Source organism: Pseudomonas sp. EL_65y_Pfl2_R95, assembly GCF_963971045.1.
Classification (GTDB): Bacteria; Pseudomonadota; Gammaproteobacteria; order Pseudomonadales; family Pseudomonadaceae; genus Aquipseudomonas.
This window is the reverse complement of the sequence record NZ_CAXAOV010000002.1, coordinates 137,086-163,256: the sequence shown is the minus strand read 5'-3', so window position 1 is coordinate 163,256 and position 26,171 is coordinate 137,086. Positions and strand designations below refer to the sequence as shown.

The 26,171-nt window shown below is 55.7% G+C and carries 29 protein-coding genes; 20 read left to right on the top strand and 9 right to left on the bottom strand.

The features are described from left to right. Positions 1–3: 3 nt before the first annotated feature. From AACY09_RS08550 to AACY09_RS08525, 6 genes are all read right to left on the bottom strand, one after another. On the bottom strand, positions 4–525 hold the full coding sequence (locus AACY09_RS08550) for a methylamine dehydrogenase light chain (protein WP_339487287.1): 522 nt from the start codon (positions 523–525) through the stop codon (positions 4–6). 20 nt (positions 526–545) lie between these two features. Beyond that, entirely contained in the window at positions 546–1,160 is a 615-nt protein-coding gene (mauD, locus tag AACY09_RS08545) for a methylamine dehydrogenase accessory protein MauD (protein ID WP_339487286.1), read from the bottom strand. A gap of 2 nt (positions 1,161–1,162) precedes the next feature. Continuing rightward, the gene (locus AACY09_RS08540; RefSeq protein WP_339487285.1) at positions 1,163–1,702 is read right to left on the bottom strand and encodes a MauE/DoxX family redox-associated membrane protein; all 540 of its coding nucleotides are present in this window, start codon (positions 1,700–1,702) and stop codon (positions 1,163–1,165) included. Positions 1,703–1,713: 11 nt separating this feature from the next. Next, on the bottom strand, positions 1,714–2,865 hold the full coding sequence (locus tag AACY09_RS08535) for an amine dehydrogenase large subunit (protein ID WP_339487284.1): 1,152 nt from the start codon (positions 2,863–2,865) through the stop codon (positions 1,714–1,716). Between the two features lie 182 nt (positions 2,866–3,047). Beyond that, the gene (locus AACY09_RS08530) at positions 3,048–4,373 is read right to left on the bottom strand and encodes a hypothetical protein (protein ID WP_339487283.1); all 1,326 of its coding nucleotides are present in this window, start codon (positions 4,371–4,373) and stop codon (positions 3,048–3,050) included. 247 nt (positions 4,374–4,620) lie between these two features. Then, positions 4,621–6,096: an ATP-binding protein gene (locus tag AACY09_RS08525; RefSeq protein ID WP_339487282.1), complete on the bottom strand. Its 1,476-nt coding sequence runs from the start codon at positions 6,094–6,096 to the stop codon at positions 4,621–4,623. A 239-nt stretch (positions 6,097–6,335) separates the two neighbouring features. Between AACY09_RS08525 and AACY09_RS08520 the strand changes: the two genes are divergently transcribed. The 8 genes from AACY09_RS08520 (at position 6,336) to AACY09_RS08485 (ending at position 13,146) form a co-directional block, all read left to right on the top strand. Beyond that, positions 6,336–7,505 carry an acyl-CoA dehydrogenase family protein gene (locus tag AACY09_RS08520; protein WP_339487280.1) on the top strand — a complete coding sequence of 390 codons (1,170 nt, stop codon included), beginning with the start codon at positions 6,336–6,338 and terminating at the stop codon, positions 7,503–7,505. A 64-nt stretch (positions 7,506–7,569) separates the two neighbouring features. Continuing rightward, positions 7,570–7,938, top strand: coding sequence for a hypothetical protein (locus tag AACY09_RS08515; protein ID WP_339487278.1), 369 nt, complete (start codon positions 7,570–7,572; stop codon positions 7,936–7,938). A 2-nt stretch (positions 7,939–7,940) separates the two neighbouring features. Beyond that, positions 7,941–8,441: a nuclear transport factor 2 family protein gene (locus AACY09_RS08510; protein WP_339487277.1), complete on the top strand. Its 501-nt coding sequence runs from the start codon at positions 7,941–7,943 to the stop codon at positions 8,439–8,441. After that, complete coding sequence (locus AACY09_RS08505) at positions 8,438–9,580, top strand: amidase (protein ID WP_339487276.1); 1,143 nt, start codon at positions 8,438–8,440, stop codon at positions 9,578–9,580. Before AACY09_RS08510 ends, AACY09_RS08505 begins: the two co-directional genes overlap by 4 nt. A 10-nt stretch (positions 9,581–9,590) precedes the next feature. After that, the gene (locus AACY09_RS08500; RefSeq protein ID WP_339487274.1) at positions 9,591–10,877 is read left to right on the top strand and encodes an aromatic ring-hydroxylating oxygenase subunit alpha; all 1,287 of its coding nucleotides are present in this window, start codon (positions 9,591–9,593) and stop codon (positions 10,875–10,877) included. Then, positions 10,870–11,370: an aromatic-ring-hydroxylating dioxygenase subunit beta gene (locus AACY09_RS08495; protein WP_339487272.1), complete on the top strand. Its 501-nt coding sequence runs from the start codon at positions 10,870–10,872 to the stop codon at positions 11,368–11,370. Before AACY09_RS08500 ends, AACY09_RS08495 begins: the two co-directional genes overlap by 8 nt. 10 nt (positions 11,371–11,380) lie before the next feature. Then, on the top strand, positions 11,381–12,121 hold the full coding sequence (locus AACY09_RS08490; protein ID WP_339487270.1) for an SDR family NAD(P)-dependent oxidoreductase: 741 nt from the start codon (positions 11,381–11,383) through the stop codon (positions 12,119–12,121). A 71-nt stretch (positions 12,122–12,192) separates the two neighbouring features. Then, positions 12,193–13,146 (top strand): PDR/VanB family oxidoreductase, encoded by a 954-nt coding sequence (locus tag AACY09_RS08485; protein WP_339487269.1) that lies wholly within the window; start codon positions 12,193–12,195, stop codon positions 13,144–13,146. Positions 13,147–13,341: 195 nt separating this feature from the next. Here the strand turns inward: AACY09_RS08485 and AACY09_RS08480 are convergent, their stop codons facing one another. After that, the gene (locus AACY09_RS08480; protein ID WP_339487268.1) at positions 13,342–13,989 is read right to left on the bottom strand and encodes a response regulator transcription factor; all 648 of its coding nucleotides are present in this window, start codon (positions 13,987–13,989) and stop codon (positions 13,342–13,344) included. A 281-nt stretch (positions 13,990–14,270) separates the two neighbouring features. Here AACY09_RS08480 and hpaC point away from each other — a divergent pair, with 281 nt between their 5' ends. From hpaC to AACY09_RS08445, 7 genes are all read left to right on the top strand, one after another. Continuing rightward, on the top strand, positions 14,271–14,792 hold the full coding sequence (hpaC, locus tag AACY09_RS08475; RefSeq protein ID WP_339487267.1) for a 4-hydroxyphenylacetate 3-monooxygenase, reductase component: 522 nt from the start codon (positions 14,271–14,273) through the stop codon (positions 14,790–14,792). Between the two features lie 17 nt (positions 14,793–14,809). After that, positions 14,810–15,931, top strand: a complete 1,122-nt coding sequence (locus tag AACY09_RS08470) for a muconate cycloisomerase family protein (protein ID WP_339487266.1) — start codon at positions 14,810–14,812, stop codon at positions 15,929–15,931. Between the two features lie 16 nt (positions 15,932–15,947). Further along, positions 15,948–16,238, top strand: coding sequence for a muconolactone Delta-isomerase (gene catC / locus AACY09_RS08465; protein ID WP_339487265.1), 291 nt, complete (start codon positions 15,948–15,950; stop codon positions 16,236–16,238). 42 nt (positions 16,239–16,280) lie between these two features. Continuing rightward, complete coding sequence (catA, locus tag AACY09_RS08460) at positions 16,281–17,213, top strand: catechol 1,2-dioxygenase (protein ID WP_339487264.1); 933 nt, start codon at positions 16,281–16,283, stop codon at positions 17,211–17,213. Between the two features lie 164 nt (positions 17,214–17,377). Continuing rightward, a complete protein-coding gene (locus AACY09_RS08455) occupies positions 17,378–18,088 on the top strand; it encodes a ferric reductase-like transmembrane domain-containing protein (RefSeq protein ID WP_339487263.1) in 711 nt (236 codons plus the stop codon). After that, positions 18,085–18,450 (top strand): cytochrome c3 family protein, encoded by a 366-nt coding sequence (locus tag AACY09_RS08450; protein ID WP_339487262.1) that lies wholly within the window; start codon positions 18,085–18,087, stop codon positions 18,448–18,450. Before AACY09_RS08455 ends, AACY09_RS08450 begins: the two co-directional genes overlap by 4 nt. Before the next feature lie 745 nt (positions 18,451–19,195). Next, positions 19,196–19,651, top strand: a complete 456-nt coding sequence (locus tag AACY09_RS08445; protein ID WP_339487261.1) for a hypothetical protein — start codon at positions 19,196–19,198, stop codon at positions 19,649–19,651. 101 nt (positions 19,652–19,752) lie between these two features. On the opposite strand, the gene AACY09_RS08440 is transcribed toward AACY09_RS08445, so the two are convergent. Next, positions 19,753–21,102: an MFS transporter gene (locus AACY09_RS08440; RefSeq protein ID WP_445323812.1), complete on the bottom strand. Its 1,350-nt coding sequence runs from the start codon at positions 21,100–21,102 to the stop codon at positions 19,753–19,755. Positions 21,103–21,646: 544 nt separating this feature from the next. On the opposite strand from AACY09_RS08440, the gene AACY09_RS08435 reads away from it, so the two are divergent. From AACY09_RS08435 to AACY09_RS08415, 5 genes are all read left to right on the top strand, one after another. Then, on the top strand, positions 21,647–22,429 hold the full coding sequence (locus tag AACY09_RS08435) for an SDR family oxidoreductase (RefSeq protein WP_339487257.1): 783 nt from the start codon (positions 21,647–21,649) through the stop codon (positions 22,427–22,429). Positions 22,430–22,823: 394 nt separating this feature from the next. Beyond that, the gene (locus AACY09_RS08430; RefSeq protein ID WP_339487256.1) at positions 22,824–23,081 is read left to right on the top strand and encodes a DUF2790 domain-containing protein; all 258 of its coding nucleotides are present in this window, start codon (positions 22,824–22,826) and stop codon (positions 23,079–23,081) included. Between the two features lie 299 nt (positions 23,082–23,380). Beyond that, the gene (locus AACY09_RS08425; protein WP_339487255.1) at positions 23,381–23,638 is read left to right on the top strand and encodes a DUF2790 domain-containing protein; all 258 of its coding nucleotides are present in this window, start codon (positions 23,381–23,383) and stop codon (positions 23,636–23,638) included. A gap of 336 nt (positions 23,639–23,974) precedes the next feature. Then, a complete protein-coding gene (locus AACY09_RS08420; protein ID WP_339487254.1) occupies positions 23,975–24,403 on the top strand; it encodes a DUF2231 domain-containing protein in 429 nt (142 codons plus the stop codon). Then, positions 24,400–25,692, top strand: a complete 1,293-nt coding sequence (locus AACY09_RS08415; protein WP_339487253.1) for a PQQ-dependent sugar dehydrogenase — start codon at positions 24,400–24,402, stop codon at positions 25,690–25,692. The genes AACY09_RS08420 and AACY09_RS08415 overlap by 4 nt, the downstream gene beginning before the upstream one ends. A gap of 117 nt (positions 25,693–25,809) precedes the next feature. On the opposite strand, the gene AACY09_RS08410 is transcribed toward AACY09_RS08415, so the two are convergent. Continuing rightward, entirely contained in the window at positions 25,810–26,133 is a 324-nt protein-coding gene (locus AACY09_RS08410; protein ID WP_339487252.1) for a hypothetical protein, read from the bottom strand. Positions 26,134–26,171: the final 38 nt, after the last annotated feature.

The following is a 26,171-nucleotide window of genomic DNA, read 5'->3' as shown; positions in this document are numbered from 1 at the left end:
AGGTTAAACCGCAACACCACGGATCACCGAAACGGTGCAGTGGTAGATGTGTGATTTAGCCGCCAGGCACCAGTTAACGTCGTTGTTGTTAAACGGACGATAAGCCGGTTCTTCGCTGTCGTTACGGGTACAGGCGCACTGGTTGCAGCTGTGCTTACCGCAGCAGTCGTTGTAGGAAATGATGTAGTCCTTGCCATCGGCCGGGTTGCGGCAGGTGCCAATCCACGCGACTTGCGAGGCCTCCGTGCCGGGTGGGCAAGAGGTCACGCTACCGCCACAGCAGCTGCACAGAAAGCCGTCGATGGAGCAGTAACGCCAGTAATCGCAGCTGTTCGGATCACCTGGGTCACCGGCTTGGGGTGCTTCGGCGGCTAGTGCCTTGCTGGTGCGGTCGATAGGCAGCAGCAGGGGCAGGGCAGCACCGGCGACCAACAGGTTGCCCATGCGCGCCAGCAGTTTGCGCCGCGAGGTGGTGTCGGCAACACGCCGGGATGAGCGTTCGAACAGGAGGTCGATCAGTTTCATGGGGATCTCCTTTCCTTAAATTAGTGGGCGTGGGTGTGAGGTTGAGACTGGTTCTGGCCATGCAGGTATTGCTGCAGGGTGGCGCTGCCCAGATGCTCAGCTTCAAACAGGCTGTCGAGGTGTTCGCGCGAGTTGACCAGACCTTTGGAGCGCAGCACGCCCGCTTTGTCGATCAAGGCGGCGTACGGCAGCTTGCCGATCTGGTAGGTCATGCCGACTTCTGGGCCGACCACGTAGATGGCGTCTTCGAGTTTGTGCTCGCGGATCAATTTTTCCTGAGCTTCCATGTCGCCATCGCTGACAAATACCACATCCAGACGATCGGCCTGATCTTTGGCGATCGACTTGATAGCGGGCAGCAGGGATTTGCAGATTGGACACGTTGGCGACAGGAAGAACAGCAGCTGGCCTTTTTCACTGGCGTAGCCGAAGTTAATCGGACGACCTTTACGGTCAGCGGCAGTAACTTGCGGCGCCGGCTCGTTGACCGACACGCCTTTGTCGACCATCAGTGCGCCAGCTGGCGCTAGGCGCGAGTGCAGTACGCCAATCTGGCGAACCAAGCCCATCACGGCAAATGCCAATGCCAGCAGCAGTGCCCAGAGCAGAACGTTGGAGACGATTAGGCCTTCCATAATTACCTTCCAATAAGTTTAGCGAGACGAGGACCGTTGGCCAGCAGGCTTTCGGCAGCAGAATAAATAAGCAGGGCGACGGCGGCGGCGGCGATCACTACAAAGCCATCAAAGATACCCATTTCGCGGGCATGTGGGCTGATGCTGGCGACCACTGCAAGCGCAGCCAAAACACTGTTGCGCGCCAGTAATACCGGACGCAGCGGTTGTGCTTGATCTGGTCCTGAGCAGCCGCAGTCAATATCGCGCCGGCCGCGCCATAGGTTGATGGCAATGGCTACCGCATAACCCAGTAGCAAAGCTGCCGCCATGGGTGCGGCCATAAACCGGCTGGCAGGGATCAGCAAGGCAAGGGCGATGGTCAGCTCAATCAATGGAATCAGGCGCGATAGCGGTTTCACCAAAGCAGTCGGGAGCAATTGATAATCGTCGACCTGACTGGCAAATTTGCTTGGCGCGCGCAATTTATGAGTTGCCGCACTGGCGAGAATCACCGCAATGGTGAGCGCGCAAGCGATGACAATAATTGGATCGGGTTGCATGGCTGTGCCTCTTAGTGGCTCATCACTTGAGTGGTGGTTTTAGCCATCTTGTCCATGCTGCCGGTGTACTTACCCGTCGTCAGGTCGAAGATGTCCAAACCGCCATCAATGTTTGCACCGAGCAGCAATGGTTTGTCGTCACTGGTGGCTTGCATGCTCCAGATCAGATTAGGCGACTCCATGGTGCCGATTTTTTTCTGGGTCTTAAGATCATAGACCCAGACCAGCGGGCTTGGATCTTCCCACTTGAGTGGTTCGTGCGCGTCATGCATCAGCACATACAAGCGATTGAGCTTGGGAGCGATGGCCATCATCTGCCAGCCACCTGGCGCCCAGCCGGCTTTCTTCTCTTCGTCGTTCACCAGCGACCATTTATCCAGTGCTTTAGGTTCGCCGCTGGAGAAATCCACCGGGTAAACCGTGCCCAACGTAGTGACGAAATAATAGGTTTCGCCCTGCTTGACGGCACGCTCGACCAGCTTGACCTGATTCGGGTCAAAGAACGGCGTGCGGGTGCGCTTGGCTTCTTTACCCTGATCATCCAGGGTCACGACTTGAATGCTGCCATCGCCGCAGAGTGAGGCAAAGCCACGCTTGCCAACGGGGTAACTGAGGACGCAACCGGGAATCGATATTTCACCCGCAACCGATTTGTCCTGAGTGTCAACGACAGTGACCGAAGTGGACGGCGTGAAGTTGTACACGTAGACAAAACGATCATCGCCGCTCGGCGCAATGCTGTAACGCTGAGTCAGGGCTTCGGAGCGCTTCGATGGAATAACTACTTCCCAGTCCGGCGCAAGCGTTGAGGTATTCCATGCGGTGAGTACATCGGTACGGGTGCCGCGCACGCCACGGGAATAATACAGGTCGGCGCTGTACAGGTATTTCTGATCATGGCTCAGAGTCGATGGGGCGGCGAAGCCGGTGCTGACCATACCGAGCATCTTTTTTTGATCAGGGTCGACGACCATGACCCGGCCGGTGACGAAGTTGTCGAACTCAACATCAACCATATAGGCGCGATGCGGACTCGGTGGGAAGTCCAGCACGGTCTGGCCAACGCCTGCATCTGCAGGCAGTTCGGCGAATGCGCCGCTGATGCTGGCAACTGTTACACCGAGCGCCAGGGTTGACTGTGCAAGGATCCTGGTTATTCGCATAGGGGAGCTCCCTTAATATTATTAGTCTGCTGTGTCGTGGTGTATCAATACAGATCTGCTATCTGAGTCTGCCTTGCGCGGCAACTAAAGGCATTGTTGTGGCTGCCAAGCTGTTGTGTGGCTGTGCCAAATCGTTGCGTTTTTTTGCCCTGATTGCCCAGAGAGTAGCTGATTGATGCGGATCAAAAGGTGGTGAACACCATCAACTGGCTATACAGGTTGCTGTCATTGCTGCCCAGTTGGGTGCCGCCTTGTTCAGCGCTTTTATCCGGTTGATACAGGCCAATTAGCGGCATTATCACCACATTGTCGGTCACTGCCCACTCGGCATAGAGGTCAAACTCGTTGCCATCGGTATTGCCCAAGTTGCGGTCAATGGTGTCGAAGTTGAATGCCAGAGCACCGATGCTCAGATTTTCCAGCGGGGTGATTTTCAAACTGAGGTTTTGAATCCGTGAATTGGCGTTAAACGGCCCTGCATAGTTACCGGCCACTTCACCTTGGAACCAGGTACCAAAACCACGGCTCAGTCCATAAAATAGCGGGTCGAAACCTTCCGAAAAACGGCTGTACCGATAACTGACGTTAGGGCTGGCGGGTAGATCGGCGAAGGTCCAGCCGGCTTCCATGTACCAAGCATCTTCAGTTGAGCTGTGCGGTTTGTCTTGCTTGGCGTATTCGCCGGAAAGAAACAGGTTTTCTACCCCCGCATTGCCTGCCGCGCGCAGGCTGTAAGTGTGCATGCCATCGCGTTCGAGTTGAGCAGGGGAGGCGTAGGCTTCATCCACATCAGTGGTATCGATGTAGGTCAGGCCGACAGTGCCAGCATCGGCGACGTGCTCAAGGGTGCCGACATACATTTCAGTCATGGCTTGCGCTGGGTTATCCGACTTTAACCACATCAAGTCGCTGCGCCAGCCAGTTTGCCCGCCAATACGCAGTACAGCGGTTTCGTCGAAGGCCTTGCGCGCTGCTAAATAGTAAGCGCCGCCGCGATTGAAGCTGCCATCGGCCAGGCCATTGCCTAAGTTCAAGGCATCACCATTAATCAGGAAACCATCGCCCACCATCAGGTTCTGCCGGCCAAAGGAGATGTCGATGCCGTCAGCACCCAGTAAAGGAAACAGGTCGCCTGACTTCCATCCCAGATACGCATCTTCAAACTTTGTGGTGCGCTCGGAGCCATCGGTGAAGCCCGCTGCATCGCCATCGCCCCAGGTGGCTGAACTCAGCAGAGAGGCTGCGCCATAAACGGTGCCTACGCCAGCCAGGCCTTGATCAAAGCTCAGGCCGTATTTGATATAGCCTTCCTGCCATGAGGATGAGCCCTTATCCAGACGCCCAGACAATGCGTAGTTTTCCTGGCTATGGAATGCGCCGTACATGGCCTCAAGATTGGCGTTGAGGTGGCTATCGTCATCTGCGTAGAGTTCATAGGCGCTGGCCTGACTGGCAACTGCGACGAGCGTTGCAAGAAGACTCAAGCGAAATGCTATCGACTTATTCATAGATCACTTCCATTTATTATTGGTGTTAGGGATCCTTTGAAAACCGGAGCGCAGCGGTTTTCAGAGGTTCCTTGGCGTGTTGGCTCGCGAAGGTCCTCCCGATACTAAGTCGAAGCAAATGAGTGACTTTTGTTTGGCTCTGCCATCGTTGTGTCTGTGCCTGCCAATTTGGCGAGCAACATCTTATTCTCGGGCAGCAGCTCGCTCGCCCATGCGTACGACCTGGGCTGTGTTTGGCTGGAATGGATTAAGCGCTGGTGATACGCGGCAGGGTAAAGCAGAACATGGCGCCATGTGGGCTGATGTTTTGCGCCCATATATCGCCGCGATGGCGAGCGATAATGCTTTTGCACAGGGCCAAGCCGATGCCATTGCCACTGACCTTGGTGGTGAAGAAGTCATCAAACAGCTTCTCTTGTTGGCCAGTGCCAATGCCCCGGCCCTGGTCTTCAACGCAAAGCATGACCTTGTCTTCATGGCTGTGGGTATACAGGCGCAGCTTGCGCTGGGCTTGGGGTAGACCGGCCAGCTCTTCGATGGCGTTGAAGGCCAGGTTGAGAATCACCTGACCGATCAATACCCGTTCGCAACTGATCATCAATGCCTCAGCGCAGGGCGCAAACTCAACCTCGATGGCACTGGGCTGAGCTCGCAGGCTGATGAAGTAGTGGCTGTCTTGCAGGATCTCATTGAGGTCAACGCGCTGTTCTGCCTGATCAAGCTTGACCACATATTCACGCACGCTCTTGATAATCTCCGAGGCGTGTTCGATTTGCCGTACGGCATTATCCAACCCCCATGCCGCGCTGGCTTGCGTGGGGTCTTGCTGATTGAGGCGAATCAGTGTGCCTTCAATAAAGTTGCGCGTGGCGGCCAGTGGTTGGCTCAGTTCATGGGCAATTGCCAATGCCATTTCACCCATGGCGTTGTGCCGGGCGAGGTACTCAAGCTTGCGCTCGCTGAGGCGTCTGGCTTCCTCGATACTGACCTGCTCGGTGACATCGCGAAATAACAACAGGTGCCCGCTCAAGTCATCTTCAAGCTCAATGAAGCGGCAGGTGGCGTGATGCCAATGCCAGTGATTATCGGCATGTTGAATCCGGTAGGTGACGCTGTACGGTGAACCATCGGGCTGTTGTTCGCCAAGGCTTTCGACCAAGCGCTCACGGGATTTTTCATCGCAGGCATCAACAAAGCTGTCGCCGACATTAAAGCGGCCTGCGGCACCGAGCAGGCGCTGGCCTGATTCACTGATAAAGCGAATCTGGCCAGCGCTGCTGAGCACCGCCACGCCTTCGGCAAGGTCCTGCATAAAGGCATTGAGGCGGCTTTCAAAGCGCTTCAGTTGGCGTTTGACCTGTTCCTCTTTAGAGATGTCGCGGAACTGCACCAAGAGCACATCACGTTGATTGAGGTGGACCAGCGTTGCCACGGCCTCACAGAGGATTTCTACACCGTGCTTGGAGCGATAGCCCCATTCGGTCACCTGCTGCCCGGTACGCACGGCACCTTCCAGCCAACGCAGGCCATCGGCGCGATGAAAGCGCGTGCCACTCATGTCAGGGGCTTTCAAGGGCACCAGTTCTTCAAGGCTGAAACCGAGCACATCCAGCGCCGCTAAGTTGGCCCAGAGAATTTCCTTGGTCGTGGCGTCATGCAGGATGGTGCACATCGGCATCGCCTCAAGCAGCGCCTGAAAATCCTCGGTTTTGGGGGTAAACATGGTTGCGCTCTGCGGTCGTGAAGGGCCGTTGGCCCGGTACGGGTTTTATACCTTCAGCCTAGCCTGAGTGCGCTTAGAAGTAACCCTTCAGTGGCTAGGTGATTTCTTTAGCCAAGGCCGGGGTAGTCACTAATTTACGGCTGCACGCCCCAATTGAGCGGCACCTGTTTGGGTTCATAGACTGGCTCCATTCGTGGCTTGCGCATCAAGCCACTACAACAATAAATGGAGAAAACGCCATGTCGCACTCAGCGGTTGCCGCGAAACGCACTGTTCTGGCCGATGCCTGCAAGGGCACTGATTCGCCGGCCTTTCAGGCTGTGCTGAAGGAGGTGCGCCAGCGCCGCGAGGAGTTTGATGCGCTGGGGCATGTGCCGGTCGATATGATCGAACGCTTCAAGTCGGTCGGTATTTATCGCGCCTCTACGCCTGAGTGTTTTGGCGGTGATGCCCTGCCGCCGGCGCAGTTTCTGCAGATGATCGAACTGATCGCCCAGGCAGATGGCTCAGCCGGTTGGGTTGCCAGCTTCGGCAGCGCCAGCACCTACCTGGCAGCGTTACCGCGTGAGACGCAGGCCAAGCTGTATGCCAATGGGCCGGATCTGGTATTCGCCGGTGGTTTGTTCCCGATCCAACCCGCAGAAGCGATCGACGGCGGCTGGCGTGTCAGTGGCACCTGGAAGTTTGCCAGCGGCTGCAAAGGCGCGGATGTGTTGGGGGTGGGCATTGGTGGTGGCCCTGGCGGCAAGCCGCGCACGGCGATCTTTCCGGCGGACCAAGTTGAAATTGTTGAAAACTGGGATGTGGTCGGGCTCAAAGGCACCGGCAGCCATGACCTGCGCATCAAGGGTGGCGATATTCGCGATGAGTGGACCTTTATCCGCGGCGGCGAGCCGTGCATTGACGAGCCGCTGTATCGCTATCCAACCGTAGCTTACGCCGCCCAAGTGCTGGCCGTGGTCAATCTGGGACTGGCCCGCGCTGCGCTGGATGAAATCACCCAGATGGCGGCCGGTCGTACCGGGGCAACGGGCGCGCCGAAGATGGCTGACCGCGCTTACGTGCGGGTTGAAACGGCCAAGATTGAAGCCGATCTATGTGCAGCTCGGGCCTTTTTTTACGAGGCGACTCATCACGTCTGGGACACCATCCTTGCTGGCAACCCAGTGCTCGATGAGCACGTTGCTCACCTGCGTCTGGCGGCTACGCATATGGCCCGTTGCGGTGCCGATGTGGTCAAGCGCGCCTACACCCTGGCCGGTATCGCCGCGATTTACTCGACCCATCCACTGCAGCGCTACCTGCGCGACTCCATGGTGGTGACCCAGCATGCATTTCTTGGTGAAGGCATGTATGACGGCGCCGGCTCGGTGATGCTGGGTGTGCAGCCATTCCCCGGATTTCTCTGAGTAGCCTCGGTTCACCCAACCTGGACTGCTGCATTTAATTAATGAACATCTTTAAGGATTAACCATGACTCAAGCCACTCAAGAACCGCTACGGGTAATGTTTTGCATCGGCATCACCCAGAACTTCTTTGATCTGCCCACTGGCCAAGGCCTGGATGTCTGGAAGGGCTTTAGCGCAATGATGGGCGCACTCGGCGCGATGCCGGGAATCAATGTGCTCGGCGCTTTGGATGATGATCGTTTGATGGTTGGCCCGTCGACCACTTCACCCTGGACCGTTTACATCATGGCCGATGTTGATTGCCATCAGAGCGTGATCGAGGCTTGCAACCTGTTCCGCAGCACCCCGGTTGGCGAGTACAGCCTGTGGAAATACGCCAAGGTTGAAGCGCGCATCGGCCGTCCACTGACCATCCCAGAAGCGGCTCGCTAGGCATGGACAGCGCTCTGCGATTACAAGACATGGCCCAGCGACTCGCCGTGCTCGAAGCCGAAAGCGCAATTCGCCGATTGATGGCGCGCTATATGGATCTGTGCGATGTGCCGCATGCGTCGGTTCAGGTTGACGATCTGGCAGCTTTGTTTACCGCGGATGCGGTCTGGGAAGGCATTGGGAGCTTGGCAGCCAAGAGCTTTGGTCGCCAGCACGGCCGCCAGGCAGTGGCGGTATTTGTCGCCAGCTACTTGCCGCCGGTTGAGCACTTTGCGCTGAACCTGCATTTGCTCACCAGCGAATCTATTGCGGTCAATGGTGACGCTGAAACAGCCAGCGGCCAGTGGATCATGCAGCAGATTTCCCGCTACAGCCAAGGCGGCAGTGAGCTGTTCTGTGCGCGTTTGAATATCGACTTTGCCTGCGTTGAAGGGCAGTGGCTGATTGCCCATTTTCGCACCTGTCGGTTGTTCAATATGCAGCTTGCGGAGCCTTCAGTATGAGTACTTTTGTTAACAACACCGTAGTTGGTAAAGGTGGCTTGCGCGTCGCAATCAAAGATTCGATCGACATTGCCGGCCAGCAAACTCGCGCCGGTAGCCGTGCATTGGACGATGTCCCGCCTGCCACAAAACATGCCGATGTGGTTGAACTGATTCTGGCGGCGGGCTGGCAGATTATCGGCAAGACCAACATGCATGAGCTGGCATTTGGTGTGACGGGCATCAATGCATGGACGGGTACGCCGATTAATCCACAAGCGCCATTGCGGGTTCCAGGTGGTTCATCCAGCGGTTCTGCTGCGGTGGTTGCTGCAGGCCTTGCTGATGTGGCTTTGGGCACCGATACCGGTGGCTCGGTACGTGTGCCTGCCGCTTGCTGCGGCGTATTCGGCCTTAAACCGACCTTTGGTCGAGTCAGCCGTAGCGGTGTATACCCGGCGCTGACGTCGCTCGATTGTGTCGGCCCCTTTGCCGCCAACATGACGAACCTGGTCGCGGCGATGCAGGTGATTTGCCCCGATTTGGAGCCTGAACAGTTGCCTGCAAGTGATGCGCGGGTGGGCTGGTTGAATGTTGAATGCGATCCACTGATAAAAGCCACACTTCAGCAAGCGCTGGACAGCGTCGGCTGGCAACGCAGCGTGATCACCCTAGACAGCTTTGTCGATGCCTTCAGCGCCGGCCTTGCAGTGATCAATTACGAAACCTGGGCCGCCTTCGGTTACCTGACTGGGCAGGGCCTGATCGGGGCTGATGTTGAAGCGCGCCTGCTCAATGCCAGCAAAACCAATGCGGCTGACCTGGCCCATGCCGAGCAGGTTCGCACTCAATTTACCCAAGCTATTGATGCCGCATTGGAGACGGTTGACGTGCTGCTGTTGCCAACCATGCCCTGTCTGCCGCCATTGCTGAGTGAGGCGGCTAATAACTCCAGTGTTGCAAGCATGACAGCGCTGGCGCGGCCATTCAATTTAAGCGGCCACCCGGCGCTGTCGGTTCCCGTAAAGCTGGCGGACGGCAGTCTTAGCGTGGGCCTGCAAATTGTTGGGCGTAAGGGCGATGACGCCCGGGTCTGTGCCTTTGGCGCACACCTCGAACACGCCTTAAACGCCCAGCCAACTAATAAAAACCTTGTATGAGGACATTCCAATGAGTAGCCACGAACTCGGGCTGATCGCCAAAAGTTCAAGCCCTGACCAACTGGTGCAGGCGGACCGCGTTGATGTTTCGCTTTACCACGATCCAGCGCTGTACGAGCAGGAACTGGAAAAGATTTTCTACCGCACCTGGGTCTGGGTCGGCCACGAAAGCGAAGTGCGTAATCCCGGCGATTTCCGCACCACCACCATTGGCCGCCGCCCGGTCATAGTTGTGCGCGACAAAAAGAACAACATCAATGTGCTTGAGAACCGTTGCCGTCACCGGGGCGCTACGGTATGTGAAAAGCACAAAGGCAACGCCACAGGTTTCACGTGCCCGTATCACAGCTGGTCGTATGCGCTGGATGGCAAGCTGCGTGCGCTGCCGTATCCAGATGGCTACGAAGACATTCTCGATAAGAGCGAACTGCCGCTGAACAGCTTGCGAGTGGGCAGCTACGCCGGAATGATTTTCGCCAGCTTCAATGATGAGGTTGAGCCGCTGGAGGACTTCCTCGGCGGTGCCAGGCATTGGATGGACCTGTTTATGAAGCAGGGTGCCGGTTTCCCGATCAAGACCCAAGGCGAGCACAAGTTCACCTTTAACGGTAACTGGAAAATCCAGTTGGAAAACACCACCGATGGCTATCACTTCCCGATCGTGCATAAGTCATTTATGTCCTCGGTGGATGAAGAAACCTCGGAAATGCTTTCGTTTATGACCGACCCCGAAGCCGTCACGCACGGGTTGGGCAATGGCCACAGCGTGATGGTCATGGTGCCGGAGCACGTGGATCTGGAGCACGACGACGGCAGCGAGCAGCTGCAAGAGCGCTTTGCCCATGTCACCGCTGAATTGTCGAAAACCATGGAGCCTGCACAAGTTCGGCGGATTGTCCGTTCCCTACACGGCGCCGGTTTTAACCTCAACCTGTTCCCCAACGTCGCTATGTCGATGTCGTTTTTCCGCGTGTTGAATCCGCTGTCGGTCAAGCAAACCGAGATTCGCCACGTCGCCTTGGGCATGGACGGCGGACCGGAAATCGCCAACCGCGAACGCATGCGTATTCACGAGCATTTCCAAGGCCCATTCGGTTTTGGCAGCCCGGATGACGCCGAGGCGTGGGAGCGCGTGCAGCGCGGTGCCGAAGCAGGTCCGCAGGTGCCGATTCTGGTCAACCGTGGACTCAACCGTGAAGTGCTGGCTGACAACGGCGACAAAGTTTCCCATGCCACCGATGAGACCGGTATGCGCGAAGCCTATGCAATGTGGAAAAGGATGATGAGTAATGACTGAACACAACACGCTTGCAGGCCTGACCCAACCGCTGGCACAGGCCATTGAATTTATCTGGCACGAAGCGGCATTGCTCGACAACAAGGACTATGCCGCGTGGGCACAACTGTGGTGTGAAGACGGTGTTTATGTCATTCCGATTGATCCGGATACCCGCGATTTCGCCAGCAGCCTTAACTATGTGTATGACGATGCGCGCATGCGTGCACTGCGTATCGAGCGCTTGTCGGCGGGCTACTCACCGTCTGCCGTGGATGCGGCGCGCACTTTGCGCACGGTCTCGCGTTTCAATCTGGTTGAAGCCAGTGGTGATGTGGTTGAAGTGACCTCCGCCCAGTTGTTGTTCGCCTACAAGCGCGGCGTGCACACGCCGATGGCGGCCGAACTGACTCACCGCATCCGCTTCAGTAATGGCGCAGCCAAACTTGAGCAAAAAGTGGTGCGCCTGATCAATTCAACCGACAGCCTGAGCGCGCTCGGCTTCCTGCTTTAAGGAGAACATCATGAGTCGAGTGGCTTTGATTACCGGCGCTGCCCGTGGTTTGGGCGCAAGCATTGCCCAGCGCCTGCACGCCGCGGGGTACCGCGTGGCGTTGGCCGATGTACAGCTGGAAGGCGTTCAGCAACTGGCCGATCAACTCGACCCCTCGGGTCAGAGCGCCTTGGCCTTGCAGTTGGATGTGCGGCTGAAAACTGACTTTCAGACGACTTGTGCGCTGCTCAGTGAGCGCTGGGGCGGCTGCGATGTGTTGGTCAATAACGCCGGCAAGTCGAAAGTCGCGGCGTTGATGGACATTACCCCGGAGGAGTTCGACGAGTCGATGGCGATCAATCTGCGCGGCACCTTTGTAGGCTGCCAGGTGTTTGGTCAGCACTTCGCCGATCGCGGTTTTGGCCGGATCATCAATATCGCATCTCTGGCCGGACAAAATGGCGGCACCGCAACCGGCGCCCATTACGCCGCCGCCAAAGGCGGTGTTGCGACGCTGACCAAGGTCTTCGCCCGTGAACTGGCCGCCAAGGGCGTGACGGTCAACAGCATTTCGCCTGGCCCGCTGGATCTGCCGATTGTGCATGAAACGGTAGCGCCGGACCGGCTTGCGCAAATCAAGCAGATGATTCCGGTGGGTAGTCTGGGTTCGGCGGATTACATCGCCGATACCGTGCTGCTGCTGGCTGCTGAAAACGCCAGCTCGGTGACCGGGGCCTGCTGGGATATTAACGGCGGCTTGTTTATGCGCTAAGGCGCGTTTGGTTCGCCCATTTGCCCAGGGTTGGAGTGCCAATCGTGGGCTGTTATTCGTCAGGTGATGCGATGATGAAAGTCCGAATTGAAAAAATTGCCGATGAGGCCCAAGACATTCGCTCGCTGCGATTGGTGCGCGTCGATGGTCAACCATTTGAAGCCTATGAGCCTGGTGCGCATGTGGATATCACCGGACCCACCGGTGTCACTCGCCAATACTCGCTGTGCAGCCCGCCGGATGATGGTTCGGCCTATCTGGTGGCGGTCAAGCGTGAGGCGCAATCGCGCGGCGGCTCACAGGCGTTGCATGAATTGGTGGAAGAGGGCGCAGAGCTGGAAATCGGCGTGCCGCGCTGCTTGTTCCGTTTAGATGCCGCAGCCACATCCCATGTATTGATCGCGGCCGGTATTGGCGTCACGCCGATGTTGAGCATGGCCTATCGACTGCAAGCCAGTGGCCAGGCTTATCGCCTGCATTACTTTGCCCGAGGCCCCGAGTTCGCAGCCTTTGCCACCTTGCTGCAAATGCCGCCATTTGCCGATCACGTGCAGTTCCATTTTGCTGTGGAGCCGGATCAGTTGGAAGGCGCCTTGAATGAATGTCTGCAGCAGGCTGATCCGCTGGCGCACGTTTACACCTGTGGCCCAGCCCCCTTTATGAGCAAAGTGGTTGAGGTCGCCGCACGCACGCGCTCCGAAGATGCGATTCACTTGGAACATTTCCAGGCTGACCCGGCGGCGCTGGAAGCTGCAACGGGCAGTTTTGAAGTCGAGCTCGCCAGCTCAGGTGTGGTGCTGCAGGTGCCGCAAGACAGCAGCCTGGTTGATGTGCTGCAAGCCTATGGCTGTGACATCGACACCGAGTGCCGTGAAGGGATTTGTGGTACTTGCATTGTCGAGGTGCTTGAGGGTGAGCCTGAGCACCGCGACAATTGCTTGTCGAACAAAGAAAAAGCCGCTAATAAACACATCTGCGCCTGCGTTTCACGTGCAAAAAGCGCCCGGCTGGTGCTCGACCTGTAGGGTGGATGGCGCTTTATCCATCCACCATTTCGGCTGCGGATATTAAGGCTGCTTGTTGGCATCTGGTGGACAAGCTTCGCGTTGTCTCACCCTACGTTTCATGCGCTCCTGGTAGGGTGGATGACGCTTTTTCATCCACCATCGGCTGCTGCGGATAGTCGGTTGTCGATGGCGTACAAACTGCGCGTTGCCACCTCAAGCCCGGCTGACGGACTCTTCGGTATTCAAGCTCAACACCTCACGCACCAGCATGGCGATGCTGCCGACTTCCATTTTGTCTTTGATCTTGGTGCGGTGCACGTCAACCGTCTTCACGCTGATGTTCAGCTCTCGAGCAATCACCTTGCTGGCTTTGCCATCGATCACCATCATCAACACCTCACGCTCGCGATCGGTCAATAAACCCAGTTTATCTTTGAGCTGCTGGCGCTGTTGCTGCTGGGCATGGCTCTGCACTGCCGTTTTCAGCGCGCTTTGTATGCGATCGAGCATTTGCTGCGGGTTATAGGGCTTCTCTACAAAATCGATCGCACCGTTTTGCATGGCCTTGACCGTCATGGGAATGTCGCCGTGAGCGGAGACAAAAATGGTCGGCATGTTGATGCTGCGCGCATTGAGCATTTCCTGCAGCTGGAAACCACTGGTTTCGGGCATGCGCACATCCAGCACCAGGCAGGCGGGCAGGCTGGCGTCGTAATTGCGCAGAAATTCATCGGCACCGGCATAGCACTGCGAGGCAATGCTGACCGACTCCAACAACCAGGCAAGCGACGTGCGCAGGGCCTGGTCATCATCGACGATGTAAACAATCGGTTTGCTTTTGTCACGGGGCAAGGCTTGCATATTGTTGTTCTCGTTACGTCTGCCATCTACCGGGTTACATCCCGGTGCCGGGGCACATGTGGCGCTGCTAGCAGATTACCTACTGCTGAGCCCAATGACGATAAAGAAACTACGTAGTCGACTAGCGGAAAGCCCTTTGCAGGATGGGAACCGTCTGGATATACCGACCCAAGGCCACGACCTACTCTGGGCTCATCAAGTCACAGGTTGTTGCTTTCTTTTAGACAGCGCCTAGCGCAAGCCGCAGAAAGCACAGCCCACTCTAATAAAAGGGCGACAGCATGAGCACTCTCGACCAGAGCCAAATTGATTTCCGTAATGCCATGGCGCAACTGCCGGCTGCGGTGAATATCATCACCACCAATGGCCCGTCCGGGCGCTGCGGCATTACGGCCAGCGCGGTGTGTTCAGTCACTGATTCGCCGCCTACGGTGCTGGTTTGCCTGAACCGCAACAGCGCCATGCATGACATCTTTCAAAGCAACGGCAAGCTGTGCATCAACGTCTTGTGCAGCGATCAAGAAGACCTTGCCAAACACTTCGCCGGTATGACTCAAGTGACGATGGAAGAGCGCTTTGCCTGGGATATCTGGAATGCAGGCAATACCGATTTACCGGTGTTACGCAGCGCGCTGGTCAGCCTTGAAGGGCGAATCAGCGAGTGCAAATCAGTCGGCTCGCATTCGGTGTTGTTCGTCGAGCTTGATCAAATCTCGACGCGCGAGCAGGGCGACAGCCTGGTGTATTTCAACCGTCTATTCCACCGCGTTGAACGCACCGCAACTGCCATTTGCGCCGGTTAACGACTGAGGCCCGCATCATGAATGAAGCAACAATCGAACACATCAGCGCCACGCTGGTTGATCTGCCGACCATCCGCCCGCACAAACTGGCGATGCACACCATGCAGAAGCAAACGCTGGTGATCATCCGCATTCGTTGCAGCGATGGCATTGAAGGCATCGGTGAGTCCACCACCATTGGTGGGCTGGCCTATGGCAATGAAAGCCCGGAAAGCATCAAGTGCAATATCGATGCGTACTTTGCGCCGTTATTGATCGGCCAGGATGCCAGCAATATCAACGCCGCCATGTTGCGTCTGGATAAGCACATCAGCGGCAATACCTTCGCCAAATCCGGGGTTGAATCGGCCTTGCTCGACGCCCAGGGAAAACGGTTGGGCTTGGCAGTCAGTGAGCTGCTCGGCGGACGCGTGCGCGACAGCCTGGAGGTGGCCTGGACCTTGGCCAGCGGCGATACCCAGCGCGATATCGCCGAAGCTGAGCAGATGCTTGATCAGCGTCGCCATCGGTTGTTCAAGCTGAAGATCGGCGCCAACCCGGTGGCGCAGGATCTGGCCCACGTGATTGCCATCAAAAAAGCCTTGGGTGATCGCGCCAGTGTGCGGGTGGATGTCAACCAGTATTGGCCAGAATCGGTGGCGCTAAAGGCCTGCCAAATACTCGGTGACAACGGCGTTGATCTGATTGAACAACCTATCGCGCGGATCAACCGCAGCGGTCAGATTCGCCTTAATCAACGCAGCCCTGCCGCGATCATGGCCGACGAATCAATCGAAAGTGTCGAGGATGCATTCAGTCTCGCCGCCGATGGTGCAGCCAGCGTCTTTGCCTTGAAGATCGCCAAAAATGGCGGCCCGCGTGCTGTTTTACGCACAGCGCAGATTGCCCAGGCGGCAGGTATTTCACTCTATGGCGGAACCATGCTTGAAGGCGCCATTGGCACCCTTGCTTCTGCGCACGCCTTTATCACATTGAAAGAACTGACCTGGCACACCGAGCTATTCGGCCCCTTGTTACTCACCGAAGAAATCGTTACCGAGCCGCCGCAATACCATGATTTCGCGCTGCACGTGCCGCGCACGCCGGGCCTTGGTTTAACCCTTGATGAAGAGCGTCTGGCGTTCTTCAGCCGCCATTGATCGAAGGAGATCGTCGATGTTATTCCACGTCAAAATGACCGTGAAACTGCCGCTGGATATGGCGCCAGACAAGGCGGCGCAACTCAAGGCTGATGAAAAAGCCTTGGCCCAGCGCCTGCAGGAAGAGGGCGTATGGCGGCACCTATGGCGCATCGCCGGTCATTACGCCAATTACAGCGTATTCGATGTGTCCAGTATCGAGGCGCTGCACGACACCCTGATGCAACTGCCGTTGTTTCCCTACATGGATATCGAGGTCAACGGCTTGTGCCGCCATCCCTCATCCATTTATAGCGATGACCGTTGATAAATCTCCCCCGTAAAAAATAATAAATAGAGGTAGCTGAGCATGAACGTGACTATTTCCCAATCGGCTGAGGTTCAGGCCTTTTTCAAGCAGGCCAGCGGCTTTGACAACGACGGCGGCAATTCACGTCTTAAGTCAATCATTCTGCGTATCTTGCAGGACAGCGCCAAAGTCATCGAAGAGCTGAACATTACCGATGACGAATTTTGGAAGGCCGTCGATTACCTCAATCGCATGGGTAGCAATCAAGAAGCCGGGCTGCTGATTGCAGGCTTGGGGCTCGAGCACTTTCTCGATCTGCTGCAAGACGCCCGCGATGCCGATATTGGCTTGACCGGTGGTACGCCGCGCACCATCGAAGGCCCGCTGTATGTGGCGGGTGCACCATTGAGCCATGGTCAGACGCGCATGGATGACGGCAGCGATCCTGGCGCTGTGATGTTTTTGCAGGGCCAGGTGCTCGACACAGATGGACAGCCAGTTGCTGGTGCTATCGTCGATGTATGGCATGCCAACACCCAGGGTACCTATTCGTATTTTGATGGCAGCCAGTCGGCCTTTAACCTGCGTCGGCGTATCGTTACCGACAGCGAGGGGCGTTACCGTGCGCGCAGCATTGTGCCAAGTGGTTACGGTTGCCCGCCATCTGGCACCACCCAAGAAGTACTGGATCAACTGGGCCGCCATGGAAATCGACCTGCGCATATTCACTTCTTTATCAGCGCGCCGGGGTACCGTCACCTGACCACCCAGATCAATCTCTCTGGGGATAAATACCTCTGGGATGACTTTGCTTACGCGACTCGCGACGGCCTGGTGGCCCAAGTGCGTTTCAACCAAGATGCTACTGCAGCCAAGGCGCTTCAGGTTGAACCTGGATTTGCAGAAATCGATTTCGATTTCCAACTGCAAAAGGCCAGCGCCCCCGATGCCGAAAAGCCAAGCCGTCGCCCTCGTGTCGCGCTGTCAGCCTAAGGCGTAGAATGTTGCCAACCGTCGCCGTGCAGTATTGGCTGAGGCGGTTGGCAAGCATAGCAACACGAGTGGCAGACAGGCTAAAGCGTTGCCCTTGTCGGCTGAGGTATGGTCGAGGATTGCACTGTAATCTGAGTCAGTAATTTTCTATTCGGTCGTGCTGTATGTGTGTGCTCGTCTTGCGCATCGCGCTCTGTCTTCTATTGCCCTTTGCGGCCATCTTTGTGCTCGGCGCCATGCCCGGCGTTAACCTTGCGTGGGATTTTTCCAATACCAGCGGCTTTATAGCGGGTGTGCTGTTCCTGGTGCTGTTCGCCTATACCGGTAGACCACTCAAGCAGCCTCGCAACGACGGCAAGTTCTTTATGGTATTGCACCGTGACTTGGGCTTCGTCGCGTTGATCATGTTGCTTGTGCACATTGGGGTGATGCTGATTGATGAGCCCTTGGTGGTGGATCAATTACTGCCTGGCGCGCCTTGGCCGATGGTCGCAGGTAATGTCGCCACCCTGTGCTTGTTGCTTCTGGTGCCCTTGAGTTTGACCGCAGCACGCCGCCGTTTATGGAAAACCCATCAGCGTTTCAAGCATTGGCATTATGCGATGAGCGCGGGCATCGTACTGCTCACGGCGGTGCACATGATTGGCATTGGCTATTACAGCGGATCAAATATCAAGGTTGTGTTCTGGCTGGTACTTACCGCCATCGCCCTGGCGCTGCCGTTAATTAAATCCGGCAAAACGCAAGTAGGGCCGGGTGGTAGGCAGCGGCATACCTCTTATTTGGCGACGTGTCTGAGTTTGGGCGTGTTGCTGACTGGTTTATTACTGGCGGGCGGGTATTCGCTGCTGGGCAGTGTGGACCTACCGCAATGACTTGGCGCTGGGGGTTGTTACTGACGATTCCATTGCTGATCGTTTTTATCTTCGGCATCAGCCTCGGCCACGATCATCTGGCGCGCAAACATCCGGTGCTACCGATCAACTTCGAGCACAATAATCACGGTAGCGTTAACTGCGTGGTTTGCCATCACGACTTCACCGATAAATCAGCCGCGGCCTCAGCCACCGGCAGTCGCACTTGCGTGCTGTGCCACAAAGAAACGCCGAGGCTTGCAGTCAATATCGAGCGCGACTTCCACAAGCTCTGCGTAAGCTGCCACCTCAAGCAACTGCAATCCTTCCACCCCAGCGGCCCCGTGCGGTCGTGTAAGGCGTGTCATGTGGTGGGGCGTTAGCGTGAGGGTGTGTCGATAGCCAAGGGCTAGTTCTAACAGCGGTCGGTGTTGGCCTAGCTTGATCCAACAAATCAGGCTGAAGTGCGCAACTTTAATTTGCCCAAAACAGAACTTTTGTCCGAGGAGTACTGTTCCTACGGCGCTGATATATGTGCTTTCATGAATGCGTGTGGCCCATCTGATACCACTACCTACCATCCCTTGCTGTGAAACTCTGAAACGCTTATGGGTGGCTATCATTTAGCGTCTTGATCTTTGAAAGTGTGATTTTATTAGGAGTTCTAGAATTCATGTCCGAGTAAAATTCAGTAGTACACCGAATTCTTCACCGTTGGTGGAATATTCAATTCCATCTGATCACTATCAGGAACCACAATGGTAATTCCGCTAATCCTTACTGGCTTGTTTTTGATGGTTGCAATGCAAGTCGCTATTTTTTGTGTCGCTATCACTAAATCGCCAGGAAGTGCATTGTTATGTCTAGTAATACCTTTTTTTGTCTATGTCTATGCAAAAAAGAACCTCGTGCAAAACCATTTCTTTGGGTGTGGTATATCGGTATAGGTCTTTTGGTTGCTGGTGTAGTAGCTTCAGCTTGAACGCTATATATTAATAAGTTTTTGGATTTAAACTACAACCTGCGCACGGGCGCGTGAAGAAAAAGACCAAGTGAACTATATGCGAGGTTATATGACTTGCGGAAATAGTTAGATGAATTAACACGAATGCTAATGAGTAGTGTGAAATGCATGAGATCAGTGAGGCGCTTATAGCTCGCGTCAATAAGAGGCGGTCAGTCATTGTCGGCGTGAGCGTGTTCGCGATTTTAATCAGTTACCATGTGTGGCATTACTTAGTTATTTCTGTTGACGTGCTTGTGGCGTCGCTCACTGTGGCTTTCATCCTTGCTATTGGGCGAGGAAAGTATTTCTGGGCCTCCGGTATGGTCGAAGAGTCGCAGTGGAAAATTGAGCAGGGTAAGACTTCCCTAGATTTTTATTATAGAAATAGCTGCGCTCGAATCGAGGGTGTGGATATCGTAAAGCTTAAATCAAAATGTAAGGATGGGAAGCTTGTTTGGTTTGATGTCTATTACAAAAAACAGGTAACCCGTGTTAAGAATTACAATCAGATGGAGGAACTTTATCAACATGCCCGGAAAATAAGTGGTGGCTGCGTTACTGTTGAAGAGGTTCGCTAATTGTCATTCAAACCAGCGCCAGCAGAGGAAGGGCAAGGATTGAAAAAGGATTTGTTGTAACGACGGTAGAACCTGAACGTCTTAACTCCAATACACTGTTTTTACGCCTTTCTCTCCAGCGTGCGACTTAGTTGTCGGTCTTCCAGGCGTAAGGCGATCAGCAGCGGTATAAGGGCGATGCCGGCATCGATCAGTAACAGGTGCTGGAAAGGTCGCCCTGACAGATGATCTTGGCTGGTAAGGTGCCAGAACAAGCTTGACAGCATCGCGGCGCCCACTGCGCCGCCCAAGCCACGGAACAGACCACAAACCCCTGTAGCAGAACCCAGATGTTGGAGCGGCGCGGCGTTTTGTACGGCCACCAGCGAGGTTGGAAATTGCAGGCCAAGGGCGGTGCCGCATAGCAACAGAATCGCCAAGGTGACCAGCTCATGTTGATTCGGCAGTAACGCCAGCAGGGCCACGCTTAGAGGTAGCAGCGCTGCGCCGCTTACAATCATGGGTTTATAACGGCCCAGATGAGCGCTTAATTTACCGCCAATAAAAGCGCCAAGTGGGGCCCCAAAAGCAATGGCCATCAACTGCACGGCGCTGCTCTGAATACCGCCAGCACCTTGAGCGTGTAGGGGAATCAGCACGCTCAGACCGATGACCTGAAAGCTGGCAAAAAACAGAATCATCCAGCCTGCGCGAATGGCCGGTATTTTCAGCAACTCGGGTGATATTAGCGGTTCCGGGGCTACATGTTGTCGCCACAAGAATAACGCTGTTGCGACCACTGCCAGTAGCAAAAATACCGCATTGCCGGTCGTCATCCATTGGGGCTGCTGGCCGAGTTGGCTGATCAAAAACAACAGACTGCCGAGCCCCAGGATCAACAGCGCGCTACCAAGGTAATCAACCTGCGCTTTGCGCCGGGTTTCGACCAGGTTTGCCAGCCGTTGGTGGCATAACCAGAGTGCCATAGCGCCCAGTGGCAGGTTGATCCAAAACACCCAGCGCCACGACCATTGGCTGGTTAGCAGGCCACCTAATAGCGGCCCGATCAGGCTGGCAAGGGCGAACATACCACTGAACCACGCTTGGTAGCGGCCACGCTCGGCGGGGGCAATCAGGTCGCCAATCAGAGCCTGAATAATCGCCATCAAGCCACCTGCAGCGACGCCTTGCAGCATTCTCGCCGCGACCAGTTGCGGCATGCTCTGCGCCAAACCGCACAAGCAAGACGCCACGATGAACAGGATAATCGACACGCTGAGTAATCTACGTCGTCCCAGCAAATCACCGAGCTTGCCGAAAATTGGCGTGCTGACTGTCATGGCCAGCATATAGCCCGAGACCACCCAGGCTAGTAATTCTCTTCCCGCTAATTGCTGGGCGATATCCGGCAGCGCGACCGCCACGATGGTTTGATCGAGGGCCGCGAGAAACAGACCAAGAATCAAACCCATCAACACATGGCGTAGTTCAGTCGGGGTTAATGCGACCCGGTCTGGTGCGACCCGGTCTGGTGCGACCCGGTCTGGCGTGACCTGAGCGGACGCGATCGGATCAGGTTGAGCAGGCGCAAGCGGGGAGGTCATGCAGTCAATCCTTAAACATTGCGAGCGCCCGTCGCAGGGCCCACGGTGCTAAGAGCGCAAAGAGGGTGTTGGGACAATTAAGACGGTAAAGGGTAACAAGAGTTGCAGTTTAATTGTAATGGATTGCGCCCAACATCTTTTGGCACCGGCTTGGCGCGTCAACGCTTATCTCTGAGTTTTTTGACATGCCGCCCACAAGCCTTGTGACCCATTAGCTAAGCGTATCATCCCTAATTGGGGGCCAGGCATGAGCCTTCAATAGACCAGTAATCGCTGCAATAAAACACCTTGCGGGATACTGGCGTCGCGATGTTGTAATTATTGATCACGGACCCATTTGACTACCGCCATCGCCCGGAACCATCGCAAAGCAGTGCTAATCTAGGCTTTTGCAACTGTCAGGAGCAGGGTCATGGACTTAGGTATTTCTGGGCGCTGGGCTATCGTTTGCGCCGCCAGTAAAGGGCTGGGCTTAGCCTGCGCTCGTGCGTTGGCGAAGGAGGGCGTTAATCTGGTGATCAACGCCCGTGGTAATGATGCTTTGCAAGAGGCGGCAACCGAGTTACGCGGCTTTGGCGTTGAGGTGCGCACGGTGACCGGGGATATCAGCGAGCCGCACGTGCGCGATCAGGTGCTGGCGGCATGTCCGCAGGTGGATATTCTGGTTAACAACGCAGGCGGCCCGCCACCAGGGGACTTCCGTGACTGGCAGCGTGAAGACTGGTTCAAGGCGCTGAACGCCAACATGCTCACTCCAATCGAGCTGATCAAGGCCTGTGTCGATGGCATGGCCGAGCGCGGTTTTGGGCGCATCGTCAACATCACCTCCGGCGCGGTGAAAGCGCCAATCGACGTGCTGGGACTGTCCAACGGAGCCCGCAGTGGCTTGACCGGATTTATCGCCGGGCTTGCACGGCAATCGCAGCTTGCTGGGAATAATGTAACCATCAACAATTTGCTGCCCGGCCCTTTTGAGACTGAGCGCTTGCAAAAAACCTTAAGCGCCGCCGCTGGTGCTCAAGGCGCAAGCGTTGAAAGCGTCAGCGAGCAACGGCGTAAAAACGTACCGGCCCAGCGCTTCGGTCAACCCGATGAATTTGGCGCTTACTGCGCCTTTATTTGCAGCGCCCAGAGCGGTTTTTTAACCGGGCAAAATCTGTTGCTGGATGGCGGCAGCTACCCGGGCACCTTCTGAGTCTTTATCGGGGACGACGTTCTGTCGTCCTTGGCCGGCTACATACGCCCGCTTTTCTCACAGGTTTAAGGCCTCGGTTAATCGGCAGCCTGCCGTAATACGGGTACGGCGCAAGCGGAACCCGTCTATCGAGTCGGCGAGTCGAGGCCTTCTCGTCAATATGTGCCTGAAAGTGCGCGTATCGAGTGGGAAAGGCTGCGATGCGGGCGAGGAATTTTCTGATTTCTCCTGAGCTTGATGCGTTGTCCATTTCCGCTGTAATTCCAAGTGGCCACTTGACTCTAAATGCATGTACGCAGTGATTGGAGCAAGTCGGTGTTTCGCCGACAACGCCAGGCTCGGCGTGGAAAAACACCTAAATATGGCCCATTGAATGGACTCAGGAATTACCCAAATGAAAGCGACCATCGCCCTTGCAGCAGCATTACTTAGCTTGGCCCCCGTTGCATTTGCCAGCTCCAGCAACATCGACAATATCAAGCCCGTTGAGTATGAGTACGGCACCAAACTGGATGTGGCAAAAGTCATTTCATTAACGGATGTCAGTGAGGAACGGGGTGTGGTGCCCGTAGTCATGGTCTATCAGGACAGCCAGGGTGCAGTGCACAAACTGCAGTTCCTCCAGCTAGGCGGCGCAGACTCTTCGGGTTGATCCCTGTGTCACACTAACCGGAAGCCTGACGTCTGTTTGCTTCCGGTTTTTTATGCCTGGCGTTTAGGCCGCTTATACCCAATGGGAATGTATATATTCTGATTCTATTGAGCTGGTCATGTCGATTACTGCAAACTATTTGTCGCGCTAATGTTTAGTACCATTCCAGTTGATTTCTCTGGGCGAGGAGCGGGTGTTTAACTAGCCCCGTACTCAGCAACTACCCACCTCAACCCCTAGGCAACGATGCCAGGATCGGCTTGGTAGATGCCCCATTGATAATCTCAGGAGTGACCCACATGAAAGCTTCCATCGCCCTCGCAGTAGCATTATTGAGCCTGACCCCCGTTGCATTTGCCAGTACCACTTCGGTTGCCAAAGTAGACCCTGTGCAATACCAGTACGGCAACGAACTGGATGTTGCCAAGGTGATCTCGCTGACTGATGTCAGCCAAGAAAGGGGTGTGGTCCCGGTGACCATGGTTTATCAAGACAGCGAAGGTGATGTGCACAAAGTGAAGTTCCTCCAACTTGGCGGCCAAAACTCTTCGGGTTAAGCCGTGGGTCACCACAACCGGAAGCCAAACCTAATGTTTGCTTCCGGTTTTTTTATGCCTGCGATTTAGACGCGCTTACTCTTTAGCGGTTGGCTCACTTGCCGCTCACCGCGCCAATTGCATGATCGTCTGTGGCTATTCGCGGGACTCTCTTACCGGCATAACCCGCATTCTTGACGGGGTTCATTTTCTTACTAAGCATTTGCCAATAGTGGCAAATGTGAACTATCGGCCGCACTGCATGATCCTATGCAATGCGCATCCAGCGCGATTCTGTTGGACCCGTGCATCTGCACTGAGCACAAGTCCGCGTTCGCACAATGATAAGGACCTGTCATGACCGATACCGCAAACACCCTTTACCGGCGCACGCCAAGCCCGCTACATGCGACCTTGCTTGCCGGTACTGTTCCCTTGTTTCTCGGCGCTTTGCTGAGTGATATCGCCTACTTCAAAACCTACGAGATCCAGTGGAGCAACTTCGCCTCCTGGCTAATTGCTGGGGGGCTGGTGTTCTGTGGATTGGCCTTGCTGTTTGCGCTGGTCAACCTGATTTGTGCGCAGCCAAAGACGGGTCGCCCGCTGGCTTACTTTTTATTGCTGCTACTGACATGGGTGTTGGGGCTGGTTAACGCCTTCGAACATGCCAAAGATGCCTGGGCCAGCATGCCATCGAGTCTGATTATGTCGGTAATTGTGACGCTACTGACCTGCGTTGCCACATGGATAGGGCTTACTAATCTGCGCTCAGGAGGTGCTAAATGAGACATTCAGGCGTACTGACTGTGTTGACCATGTCGATATTTTTGAGCGCATGCGGAAGCGACGGCGATGACATTCAAGCCCACGGCGCAGATCCTAAACTGCCGGAGCCACAGCGCGGCCTGCTGCCCAATATGAAGATTGCCGAGCCGGTGCAGTGGGGCGATCAAAAACCGACGGTACCTGAAGGCTATAGCGTCACCGCCATTGCGACTGATCTGAAGATCCCGCGGCAAACGCTGGTGCTGCCCAATGGCGATATTCTGGTTGCTGAAGGCCGCGGCGGGAATGCTGCGAAGCTCAAACCCAAAGATGTGATCGCAGGCCTGATCAAGGCGGAAGGCAACACCAAGGTTAAAGGAGGCAACCGCCTGACATTGCTTCGCGACGCAGACGGTGATGGTCGCTACGAAATGAACACCGTGTTCGCAGACAACCTCAACGCGCCATACGGGCTGGCCTTCTACGAGGGCAAGTTGTACGTGGCCAATCAAGACGAATTGGTCAGCTTTGATTACAGCGAAGGCCAAACCAAGGCCAGCGGCAAACCGACCAAGGTTACCGACTTGCCTTCAGCAATCAATCACCACTGGACCAAGTCACTGGCCGTCAGCCCTGATGGGCGCTACCTGTATGTCGGCATCGGCTCGAACAGCAACATCACCGAGCGCGGCATGGAGGTTGAACTCGACCGGGCGCAGATTTGGCAAGTTGACGCCCAGACGGGTGCCCACAAACCCTATGCGACCGGCACTCGTAACCCTACCGCGTTGACGATACAACCCGAAACCAACCAGTTATGGGCGGTGGCAAACGAACGTGATGAACTCGGGCCTGACTTGGTGCCGGATTATCTGACATCAATTCAGGAAGGCGGTTTTTACGGCTGGCCTTACAGCTATTGGGGGCAGAACGTTGACCCGCGTGTGAAACCGCAAGACCCGGATAAAGTCGCTGCGGCGATCAAACCGGATTACAGCTTAGGCTCACACGTGGCCGCGCTGGGTGTGGACTTCTCTCTGCCGGCCATGGGCGACAAGTACGCCGACGGCGTGTTCGTTGGCGAACACGGCAGTTGGAACCGTGACAAGCCAGTCGGTTACAAAGTGATCTTTGTACCCTTTAAAGATGGTCGTCCTGCAGGCGAGCCTATCGACTTCGCCACAGGTTTTCGCGATGCCGAAGGCAAAACCCGGGGCCGTCCTGTGGGCGTAACTGTCGACCCGCGCGGCGCACTGATCATCGCTGATGATCTCTCTAATACCATTTGGAGAGTGACGCCGAGCCGCTAAACCGGCGGGGTAAAATAGAGGGCAGACCCTGGTAAATGTCTAACAGGCATTTATCAGGCTCGGTTCTTTTTTGCGTTATGGCTAAGGCGAGTGCGCAGCAACAGACTGAGCTTAGTTTTATTCAAGCGGCCATAGCTCAACGACACCATTGGCGATTGCGCAGGGCGTTTTCGAAACGGCATTGATCGCATCAGCCAAGGTTTCAGCCTCGAACACCATAAAGCCCGCGACCGGAAGCGCCGAGTTTAGATAAGGGCCTTCTTGCGTTTGCAGACCTTGAGCTTGGTGATTACGCACCTGCACGGGGGAGCCTGCAATTCCCATTAACGCGCCATCGTCACGCAGCGTCTTATCATGTGCGTGAGCGGCCTCTCGAAGCGCGTTGGCTGTGTCGTCGTAACCTCCTTGGTCGCCATAGCCGATGGCAATAAACCTGGGCATTTGTATGATCTCCAATGTGTGGACCCAAACCGTCGTGC